Here is a 10,132-nt window from a genome sequence, read left to right on the forward strand (position 1 = left end):
GGTACTGGTGAGTAGCCGAGTTCCGGCAACCCGCCGCCTGACCACCTCCCCTGTGAGAGGCCCGCCCGCTCTCGTTAAGCTGACCTGTCATGACCACTGTTCAGGAGCCGAGTGCGCCGGATTCGGCGATCAAGCCGGATATTCACACGACGGCGGGGAAGCTCGCCGACCTGCGAAATCGTCAGGCCGAGGCACTTCACCCGAGCGGACAGTCCGCGGCCGACAAGGTCCACGCCAAGGGCAAGTTGACCGCCCGTGAGCGCATCACCGCCTTGCTCGACGAGGGCTCGTTCGTCGAACTCGACGCCCTCGCCCGCCACCGCAGCGTCAACTTCGGCCTTGCCGACAACCGCCCCGTCGGCGACGGCGTCGTTACCGGATACGGTACCGTCGACGGCCGCAACGTCTGCGTCTTCTCCCAGGACGCCACAGTCTTCGGTGGCTCCCTCGGCGAAATCTACGGCGAAAAAATCGTCAAGGTCATGGATCTCGCGCTGAAATCCGGACGGCCGCTGATCGGCATCAACGAGGGCGCCGGCGCCCGCATCCAGGAAGGCGTCGTCTCCCTCGGCCTGTACGGCGAAATCTTCCACCGCAACGTTCGGGCCTCCGGCGTCATCCCCCAGATCTCCCTGATCATGGGCCCCGCCGCCGGCGGCCACGTCTACTCCCCCGCCCTCACCGACTTCGTCGTCATGGTCGACCAGACCTCCCAGATGTTCGTCACGGGCCCCGACGTCATCAAGACCGTCACCGGCGAAGACGTCACCATGGAGGACCTCGGCGGTGCGCACACCCATATGGTGAAGTCCGGGGTCGCCCACTACGTCGCCTCCGATGAGCAGGACGCCCTCGGCTACGTCAAGGACCTGCTGTCGTACCTGCCCTCGAACAATCAGGCCGCCGCCCCCCACATGCTCCCGTCCGACCCGATGACCGGCGGAATCGAAGACTGCCTCACCCCCGAAGACCTCGAACTCGACACCCTGATCCCGGACTCGGCGAACCAGCCCTACGACATGCACGAGGTGATCCGCCGCATCCTCGATGACGACGAATTCCTCGAAGTACAGACAGAACGGGCCGGCAACATCGTCATCGGCTTCGGCCGCGTCGACGGCCGCGCCGTGGGCATAGTCGCCAACCAACCCACCGTCTTCGCCGGCTGCCTCGACATCGACGCCTCCGAAAAGGCCGCCCGGTTCGTGCGCACCTGCGATGCGTTCAACATCCCCATCATCACCCTCGTCGACGTCCCAGGCTTCCTGCCCGGAACCGATCAGGAATACGACGGCATCATCCGCCGTGGCGCGAAACTGCTCTACGCCTACGGCGAGGCCACGGTCGGTAAGATCACCGTCATCACCCGCAAGGCCTACGGCGGCGCCTACGACGTGATGGGCTCCAAGCATATGGGCGCCGACGTCAACCTGGCTTGGCCCACCGCCCAGATCGCCGTCATGGGCGCCTCCGGGGCCGTCGGGTTCGTCTACCGCAAACGCCTCCTCGATGCAGCCGAGAACGGCGAGGACGTCGACGCCCTCCGCCTGCAACTGCAGCAGGAATACGAGGACACCCTCGTCAACCCGTACGTCGCGGCCGAACGCGGCTATGTCGACGCCGTCATCCCGCCCTCCCACACCCGCGGACAGATCGTGGCCGCCCTGCGCCTCCTCGAACGCAAAATGGTCACCCTTCCGCCCAAGAAGCATGGGAACATCCCACTATGACCGCTATCACTGAGGAAGTAGTGCCCCCCGAGACCAATTCGGACGCGGCGGCCGCGGTAGCGCAGTCAGTCCACGGTTGCCCAGCGGATGCCACCCTCTCCGGTAGTGCATCCACTGGCCTGCCGGGTGACACCGAGGGCGACGGCCCGGCAGAAATCGCCAAGTTGTTCGTGAAGGTAGTCAAGGGTTCTCCGACCGCCGAGGAGGTCGCGGCGCTGGTCGCGGTTCTCTCCGCGATGGCCGCTTCCGGCGGGGCCGATCGAGGCTCGAACCTCCCCCCTGAATCCTGGGGTGCCCCAACCGCAATGCACCGGGCCAACATTCCGTTCTCCCCGTCCTCGTTCCTCAACGGGTCGGCCGTCCGGCGTTGATCAGCACCCGATGACTTCTTTCGTTCTCGCATCGGCTTCCCCTGCACGGCTGGCTGTGCTGCGCAGCGCCGGAGTCGAGCCGATCGTGCGTGTCTCAGGAGTCGACGAGGACGCGATCATCGCGGCACTCGGTACCGATGCCGCCCCCGAGAACGTCGTCACCGAACTGGCCCGCGCCAAGGCCGAGGACGTCCTCCCCGTTCTGGTGCGGGACGAGATCTCGGATGCCGTGGTCGTCGGGTGCGACTCCATGCTGCTGATCGACGGATCACTGCAAGGCAAACCCGGCAGTGTCGACGTGGCGCGGGACCGTTGGTTCTCGATGGCCGGCCGCAGCGCAACCTTGCTCACCGGGCACAGTGTTCTCCGGGTCGTGAACGACTCGGTGGTAGCCGATGCACACGATCAGAGCGCGACCGTCGTCCATTTCGCGAATCCCACGAACACCGACCTGGAGGCGTATCTCGCCACGGGCGAACCTCTCCAAGTCGCCGGTGCGTTCACTCTCGACAGCCTCGGTGGGTGGTTCATAGACCGCATCGAGGGCGATCCTTCCAGCGTGATCGGAATCGGTCTGCCCCTCTTGCGGATCTTGCTCGCACAGGTCGGAGTCGGCATCGCAGACCTGTGGGCGACGTCAGGCCGCGTCGACTGATTCGTCCTCGACTGATTCGTCCTCGATCGACTGGTTCCGACGGGGCAGGGCCAACGATGCCACACCGATCGCGGCCGCTACCGCCGAAATAGTCCAGAGAATCCGGCGTTCGGCCTGCAGGAACGCCTCACCGGCCGCATCACGCGTCGATTCCGTGGCAGCAACTACCGCCGAGTCCGCGATCAGTTGTTCCGACGCGCCGAGTGCGGCGCCTCCCGCCCCGAGGGAACGGCACCCCTCGGGCACCTTCATCGGCGACGCGGAGCCGAGTTGCTCCGTAGCACACCGTACGAACGTCTCCTCGGCCTGCGGAATCAGCACCGACGGCACGCCGACATCCGTGAGATGTGTGGTCAGCGCAGGCCTCTCTGCCTGGACCGCGTCAGCCGACTGCGATGCGACGAGGTTGAAGAACACGACGCCGATCACCGCGAGTCCGATTGAACTACCCACCTGCTGGACGGTCGGAAGCAGGCCTGACACCGAACCGGCGTTCCGCGGCTGGACGGTCGCGAGAATCGCCGTCTGAAGTGGTGCGACGAACAGTCCGAGACCCACACCTCCCACGAACAGTGGCCCGGCGAGCGCCGACCATCGGGGATCGGTGCCCTCGTGCTGCAGTTGAGCCGCCAATACAACGAGGGAGCCTGCGAAGAGAAGCATTCCCAGCGGCAGAACCAGGTTGCCGATACGCCGATATACGGCTGAGGAAGCCAGCGCGGCAAGACCCGTGCCCAACGCCCATGGCAGCGTCATCACGCCTGCTCTCAGCGGCGAGAAGCCGAATCCGAACTGCAGGGTCAGGGAAATAGTGAAGATCAACGACGTGAGGGTTCCGAAGAACGCGAACGCGATGGCCGCTCCCAACGCGAATGCACGGTCGGTGAACAACTCCAGGCGCAGGACCGGGTCGCCGCCGCGGCGCCCGAGCCGATATTCGTAAACGACGAACGCGATCAGCACAGGCACCGAACACGCAAGCATGACCACGATCGGAGTGGGCCATCCGCGCTCGCGTCCCTCGGCGAGTGGAAAGATGAGCAGGAACAGCCCGACTGCCGACAGCACGGCGCCACCAACGTCCAGTTGCCGGACTCCGTCCGGTTTCGAGTCCAGTTGCCAGACTCCGTCCGGTTTCGAGTCCAGTTGCCGGACTCCGTCCGGTTTCGCATCGACGAGATAGAAGTACCCGAGCACGAGGGCGGCGATTCCGAGTGGGAGGTTGACGAAGAAGATCAACCGCCAGCCCCAGTCGAAGAGATTCCACTGAATGAGAAGGCCACCGACCAACGGGCCGCAGATCGTGGCAAGCCCGATGGTTGCTCCATAGATACCGAAGACACGGGGATGGAGGCGTTTAGGGAACAGACCCGAGATGATCGCGAATGTCTGAGCCGACATCGAGCCCGCGGCAAGGCCCTGCAACGCCCGGAACACGACGAGAGCGGTGGGCGACTCAGCCAGCCCACAGAGCAGGGACGCAACCACGAACACGGCCAGCGCGGTCAGGAAGACCCGTCGCCTGCCGAGCAAATCCCCCAGCCGCGCCGCAGTGATCAGAGAACACGCGAAGGAAAGCGTATAGACGCTCACCATCAGTAGCTGCGCAGAAACCGATGCGTCCAGATCGACCGCGATGCTCGGTAGCGCGACGTTGACAATGGTGGCGTCGAGCAGTTGCATGAATACCGCAGCGAGACTCGTCGCCAATCCCAGCCACGGGACCCATTTGCCGAGTTCGCCACGAACTGGTGCGTCACGCAGAGCTACAGACATCCGCACAGGCTAACTGCAACCGGTGGATATGAACGCCGCGGAGTCCTCACGGATTCCGCATTGTACAGATGTCTCTTTCTGCACGTGACTCGCATGCCCGATACTTGACTCGGGCCAACCCTGCCGGTAAGCATTCTCAAACTCCTTTACTTCTCTTTACTCGCCGCGGTGAAGTACTCAATGCCGCATGCTGTTGCGAGAAGTCCACGCCAGACCTGACCGAACTCGCAATCTTCACATTCAGACACCGGGAGCCGATCGATGGACTTGAACTTGATTACTCACTGGATCCCAGAGTCTGGGAGGGTCGTCGAGTGGAAGGCTACCGACGCGAGTGCACGTGCGGCTGCGGATGCCCCGGTCGGTCCGGCCCTGCCCACCACCATGCAGGAGCGTCACCTTCGGCGGGCGCAACTGACAGCAAACAAGGGTGAGACGCAGTCGCCGTGGATCGGCATTGCGTTCGACTTCCCAGGCAGGCTCGACGTCGACGCCATGACGCGGACGCTCGAGCGCTACATCCTACGTCACGACACGCTTCACACCTGGTTCTCGTTCGAGGACCCCGAGGCCGATCCGACAGACGCCGCCAATCGCGTTCGACGGCATATCGTCCCCAGCGATTCCATCGAGCTTGTCGCGCACCAGGGTGACCTCCTGAGCGCACCTGCGCAGGTCCGAGACCACGTCGCCGCGCGGTTTGCGAACGACACCAGCGCGCTGGGCTGGCCTTCATTCGTGCTCGGCGTGATCGAGCACTACGACTCGACACAACCTGCCGGTCCCGGTGACAGCTTCACCCTGTTCCACGGGGTCGATCACGCACACAGCGACCTGCAGTCGATGGTTCTGATGTTTGCCGAAACGCGGATCCTCTACGAGGCGGAACTCGCCGGTATCGAACCCGAACTGCACGACCCGGGCAGCTACCTCGAGTACAGCCGGCGGGAGCGGGAGAAGGCGGCGGCGCTGACTCTCGCCTCCCCCGAGGTGCAGGGCTGGATAGGGCATCTCACCCGCAGCGGTGGAACCTTCCCGAGCTTTCCCCTCGACCTCGGCGCGTCCGACGCACCCAAGCCGGCCATCGGAAGCCGCTTCGACCTGGCCGACGCCGACGAGTGCGAGCAGTTCGGTGCCGTGTGCAAGGCGAACGGTGCCAACTTCATCGGCGGAGTATTCGCGGCCCTCGCCATCGCTGAGCATGAACTCGTCGGACGTGAGCGCTACATTGCGCTGTCCCCCGTCAGCACCCGCAACGACCCGCAGTTCGACTGGTCTCAGGGCTGGTTCATCAATCTCATTCCGGTCGGATTCGAGCTAGGCGATGCCACGACGTTCACCGGTCTCGCCCAGCGCGCCCAGGAGGCCTACCATTCGGGCAAGACTCTCGGCGAGGTATCGGCGCAGCAGGTGGTCGATACCGTCCTCGCGCACGGTGGCCACGATTCGGTGGCACAGCCCACCACCCTGACGCCTCCCCCGATCGTGTCGTACATCGACGCCCGCAGACTGCCACAAACCGAAGACTACGCGTCCACCCGAGCGACCATGATCGTGGGTGGTAAGGCCACGCAGATCGCGTCGATCTGGATCAACCGCGTCCTCGAGGGCACGTGGATCGCGATCTCGCACCCGGACACCGAGGAGGCATACCGGTCGGTCGCAGCGTATGCCGGACGGCTGAGGACGATCATGAAAACTGTTGCTCGCGAAGGTGACTTCACGTTGTCGCCCTTCATTCCGGCAAACTCGGAATCCACGACCGCCACAGGAGTGAAGTAGTGCACGTCACATCCATCGACCGGTACATGCTCGAGCCAGGCCTGGTGACGGAGTGGTCCGTCGCGCCCGGCACGGTTTCTCGGTCCGCGATACCGCCGTCGTATAATCAACAGTTCCATCTCGAGACCGCGCGCACGCACGGTGTGGGCCGAAGTGTCTGGATGGCAGCAGCTTTCGATCTTCCCGGTCGACTCGACCGGAAAGCGCTCGAACAGGCATTGGTGCACTTCATCCGACGCCACGACACGCTGCAGTCCGGATTCGACGTGAGCGCGGACTCCATGCTGCGCGTCGATCTCGACCGCGAGGACATCACCGTCTCTTCGTCCGAGTCCGTGGCAACATCGTCGTCGGACGAGCTTTGCGATCATCTGCGCTCACGCTTTACCTTGGCGTGCGATCCGCTGACATTTCCCGCCTACTTGTTCGCCACAATCGAGCGCGACTCGCACTACACCGTGATCAGCGCGTTCGATCACACCCTCGTCGACGGCTATTCGCTCGTCATTGCGCTGGGCGAACTTCGCCAGATCTACGAGAAACTGGTCCTGCTCGGCGGTTCTGCGGAGGTCACCCAGGACGATCTGACCAAGGAGTTCGGCGATCCCGGCAGCTTCCTGCGATACTGCGAACTCGAAGCCGACGCACCGGTCACCGACCTTGGTGACCCCCGTGTGCGCGAGTGGGCGCGGTTTTACGAGCGCTGCGGCGGTACCGCGCCCAGTTTCCCGATCGATCTGGGCGTCGAAGCGGGCCATCCAGCACCACAGGGCGCCGACGTCCGCCCACTTCTCCACGCCGCCGACACCGAGCGCTTCGAGGAGATATGCCTCGAGTCGGGCGGCAGTCTGTTCACCGGCACGCTCACCGCGATGGGCATGGCCGTGCAGTCGATCAATGGCGTCACCCGGATGCCGTTGCAATTCCCACTGCACATACGCCAGGATCCGCGGTGGGCAAACGCAATCGGATGGCTCACGACCAGCGCACCGCTGACCGTCGAGCTGACGCCGGACGGAGACTTCCAGGCTTCGCTCGCGCACACCCACGCCTCGTTCCGCAAAGCCCTCACGCTCAAGGGCGTGTCGATGGCCCAGGTGCGCGAGGCGCTCGGCGACGGGTACCGTCGCACCCGCACGGATGTGTTCATGGTGTCCTACATCGACTACCGCAAACTGCCCGGCACCGAAGACCACGTCGAGTTGAACGCGCACCACGTCAGCAACGTAACCGTCGCGGACGATGCCCAGTTCTGGATCTCGCGCACTCACCTCGGCCTCGCGCTGCGCTCCCGGTTCCCCGAGACCCCTACGGCGCGACGGGCGGTCACGGAGTTCCTCGTACGGGTGGAAGAGATCATGCGAGACATCTGCGAACATGGTGTCACTCCCATCGCGGAACTCACGAGTCAGCTGGATTTGGAGGGCACTCCGGTCGTGTGACCACCGACCCGGTCGAACGAAGGCGCGGCTTCCGCATAGAATCGATACTGTCCGCACCGCATCTGTTCCAGGAGCCCACCCGTGCCCGTAGCACCAGATCCCACCAAGTCCTTCGCCGACTACGCCAACCCTGGTCGGCTCGTGTCGACGGAGTGGCTCTCCGCGAATCTGGGCACACCCGGTCTCAAGGTAGTGGAGTCGGACGAGGACGTGCTCCTCTACGACGTCGGGCACATCCCAGGTGCCGTGAAGGTCGACTGGCACCTCGATCTCAACGATCCTGTGACCCGCGACTACATCTCCGGCGAGCAATTCGCCGAACTGATGAGCCGAAAGGGCATCAGCCGCGACGACACCGTCGTCATCTACGGCGACAAGAGCAACTGGTGGGCGGCGTACGCACTCTGGGTGTTCACGCTGTTCGGGCACAAGGACGTCCGACTCCTCGACGGCGGCCGCGACGCCTGGATCGCAGAGGACCGGGCCACCGCATTCGACGTTCCCGAGACCACCCCCACCGACTACCCGGTGGTCCAGCGCAACGACGCCCCCATCCGAGCCTTCAAGGACGAGGTTCTCGATCACCTCGGCAAGGGTCCGCTCATCGACGTGCGCTCACCCCAGGAGTACACCGGCGAACGAACCCACATGCCCGACTACCCGGAGGAGGGTGCTCTCCGCGGCGGCCACATCCCGAGCGCACAGAGCATCCCCTGGGCCAAAGCTGCCGCCCCCGACAGCCGTTTCCGCTCGCGTGGCGAGCTGAACGAGATCTACGGCCGCGTGTCCGCGGACGACGACATCGTGGCGTACTGCCGCATCGGTGAGCGTTCGAGCCATACCTGGTTCGTTCTTACCCACCTGCTCGGTTACCCGAACGTCCGCAACTACGACGGTTCGTGGACCGAATGGGGCAACATGGTGCGCGTTCCCATCGTCAAGGGTGAGGAGCAGGGGGACGTTCCCGGCGCTTCGTCATGACCCGACTACCCGATTCACTTGCCGAGATCGTCGACGACTTCGCTGCCGTCGACGGTTCGGACAAGCTGCAGTTATTGCTCGAATTCAGCCGCGAATTGGCACCGCTCCCCGCGGAACTCGAGAAGGATGCGATGGAACCGGTACCCGAGTGCCAGTCTCCGCTGTTCCTGTTTGTGGACAATTCCGATCCGGCACACGTGCGATTGCATTTCAGCGCGCCACCGGAGGCTCCGACGACGCGGGGTTTTGCCTCGATCCTGCACCAGGGCCTGGACGGGCACAGTGCCGCAACCATTCTCGACGTTCCGGATGATTTCTATTCCGCACTGGGGCTCGCCGACGCCGTCAGTCCGCTGCGACTGCGTGGCATGTCCGCGATGCTCGCGCGAATCAAGCGTCATCTTCACGACTAGGCCGGATTCGACTACATACTGATGGAATTCACCGAACTCGCCGACTATCCAGTCCCGGTGGGTGCACTCACCGAGTGGTTGCTGTGCGCCCGCTCCGATTGGGTGGACGATCCCCGTCCGGCGTCCTATATCCACGAGGCACACCTTCGCCGTTGCACTGAGTCCGGCGGCCGAGAATCGTGGCTGGGCACAGCCTTCGAGATCCCGGGCACGCTGAACGTCCACGCATTCCGGTCGGCACTGGAGAAGTGGACCGACCGCCATGAGGTGCTGCGCTCTCACACGACCTTGGACGCCGAGACCGGGCGCGTCCGCCGATCCACCGTGCCACGCGGCGGCCTGCATGTCGGGGTCGTCGGCCACGGCTACGACGTCGAGGGGGGCGACAACTTCGCGCACCTGCAGCAGTTGTTCGACGAGTACGCCTCACCGCACAGTTGGCCGTCGTATGTCTTCGCGACACTCGAAATCGTCGAACGCGATCGATTCATCGTGTTCTTCGCGGCGGATCATTCGATCATCGACGGATTCTCGATCGTGCTGGTCGCCCACGAGTTGTCCGCACTCTACGAGGAGTCCCTGTCCGGTCGGACGGTCGATCTGTTCCCCGTCGGCAGCTATATCGACTTCGGTCGCGAAGAACGTGAGGCGTCCACCGATCCTGAGGTCGAGCGCGAGGCGCTCGACCTCTGGCGTTCGACACTCGAGGGACCAGGGCTGCCCGAATTCCCGCTCGAGATCGGACCGCGTACCCGGCACGCCCAGCAAAATCTCTCGGCCTGGATCCTCGACGCCGACCAGGCTGCGGCGTTCAACTCGGCGTGCCGCGAGACGGACGTGGGCTTCTTTCCCGGCTTGCTCGCGTGCCTCGGTCTGGCCGGCGCGGAAGTAGCCGGACATCAACGTTTTCGGACGATCACCCCGGTCCACACCCGGCACTCCCCTCAGTGGGCGTCCGCACTCGGATGGTTCGTCGGTCTCA

Annotated in this window: 9 protein-coding genes; 8 read left to right on the forward strand and 1 reads right to left on the reverse strand. The window is 64.3% G+C overall.

Annotated elements, in window-relative coordinates; all coding sequences use genetic code 11:
- The first annotated feature begins 89 nt into the window (after positions 1-89).
- From RM2_RS06160 to RM2_RS06170, 3 genes are read left to right on the forward strand one after another with little or no spacing between them, the layout of a single operon-like run.
- Positions 90-1,730, forward strand: coding sequence for an acyl-CoA carboxylase subunit beta (locus RM2_RS06160; protein ID WP_072687957.1), 1,641 nt, complete (start codon positions 90-92; stop codon positions 1,728-1,730).
- Positions 1,727-2,101, forward strand: a complete 375-nt coding sequence (locus RM2_RS06165) for an acyl-CoA carboxylase subunit epsilon (protein ID WP_072687958.1) — start codon at positions 1,727-1,729, stop codon at positions 2,099-2,101. The genes RM2_RS06160 and RM2_RS06165 overlap by 4 nt, the downstream gene beginning before the upstream one ends.
- A gap of 10 nt (positions 2,102-2,111) precedes the next feature.
- Complete coding sequence (locus RM2_RS06170) at positions 2,112-2,756, forward strand: Maf family protein (protein ID WP_072687959.1); 645 nt, start codon at positions 2,112-2,114, stop codon at positions 2,754-2,756.
- On the opposite strand, the gene RM2_RS06175 is transcribed toward RM2_RS06170, so the two are convergent.
- Positions 2,739-4,532 (reverse strand): MFS transporter, encoded by a 1,794-nt coding sequence (locus tag RM2_RS06175; RefSeq protein ID WP_072687960.1) that lies wholly within the window; start codon positions 4,530-4,532, stop codon positions 2,739-2,741. The two genes, RM2_RS06170 and RM2_RS06175, sit on opposite strands and share 18 nt — an antisense overlap.
- 261 nt (positions 4,533-4,793) lie before the next feature.
- Between RM2_RS06175 and RM2_RS06180 the strand changes: the two genes are divergently transcribed.
- The 5 genes from RM2_RS06180 to RM2_RS06200 all read left to right on the forward strand — a co-directional run.
- The gene (locus tag RM2_RS06180; RefSeq protein ID WP_072687961.1) at positions 4,794-6,314 is read left to right on the forward strand and encodes a condensation domain-containing protein; all 1,521 of its coding nucleotides are present in this window, start codon (positions 4,794-4,796) and stop codon (positions 6,312-6,314) included.
- Complete coding sequence (locus tag RM2_RS06185) at positions 6,314-7,756, forward strand: condensation domain-containing protein (protein WP_072687962.1); 1,443 nt, start codon at positions 6,314-6,316, stop codon at positions 7,754-7,756. The genes RM2_RS06180 and RM2_RS06185 overlap by 1 nt, the downstream gene beginning before the upstream one ends.
- An 81-nt stretch (positions 7,757-7,837) precedes the next feature.
- A complete protein-coding gene (locus RM2_RS06190; protein WP_072687963.1) occupies positions 7,838-8,737 on the forward strand; it encodes a sulfurtransferase in 900 nt (299 codons plus the stop codon).
- Entirely contained in the window at positions 8,734-9,150 is a 417-nt protein-coding gene (locus tag RM2_RS06195) for a SufE family protein (protein ID WP_072687964.1), read from the forward strand. The genes RM2_RS06190 and RM2_RS06195 overlap by 4 nt, the downstream gene beginning before the upstream one ends.
- A 21-nt stretch (positions 9,151-9,171) precedes the next feature.
- A partial coding sequence (locus RM2_RS06200; protein ID WP_072687965.1) for a condensation domain-containing protein occupies positions 9,172-10,132 on the forward strand: 961 nt, incomplete at its 3' end.

Origin of the sequence: Rhodococcus marinonascens NBRC 14363 (assembly GCF_001894885.1) — a bacterium.
Taxonomy (GTDB): domain Bacteria; phylum Actinomycetota; class Actinomycetes; order Mycobacteriales; family Mycobacteriaceae; genus Rhodococcus_F; species Rhodococcus_F marinonascens.

Excerpts from the sequence above, each read along its gene's own strand:
- RM2_RS06175 (WP_072687960.1), bottom strand. The coding sequence starts at position 4,532 with ATGTCTGTAGCTCTGCGTGACGCACCAGTTCGTGGCGAACTCGGCAAA.
- RM2_RS06160 (WP_072687957.1), top strand. The coding sequence starts at position 90 with ATGACCACTGTTCAGGAGCCGAGTGCGCCGGATTCGGCGATCAAGCCG.
- RM2_RS06170 (WP_072687959.1), top strand. The coding sequence starts at position 2,112 with ATGACTTCTTTCGTTCTCGCATCGGCTTCCCCTGCACGGCTGGCTGTG.
- RM2_RS06165 (WP_072687958.1), top strand. The coding sequence starts at position 1,727 with ATGACCGCTATCACTGAGGAAGTAGTGCCCCCCGAGACCAATTCGGAC.
- RM2_RS06180 (WP_072687961.1), top strand. The coding sequence starts at position 4,794 with ATGGACTTGAACTTGATTACTCACTGGATCCCAGAGTCTGGGAGGGTC.
- RM2_RS06195 (WP_072687964.1), top strand. The coding sequence starts at position 8,734 with ATGACCCGACTACCCGATTCACTTGCCGAGATCGTCGACGACTTCGCT.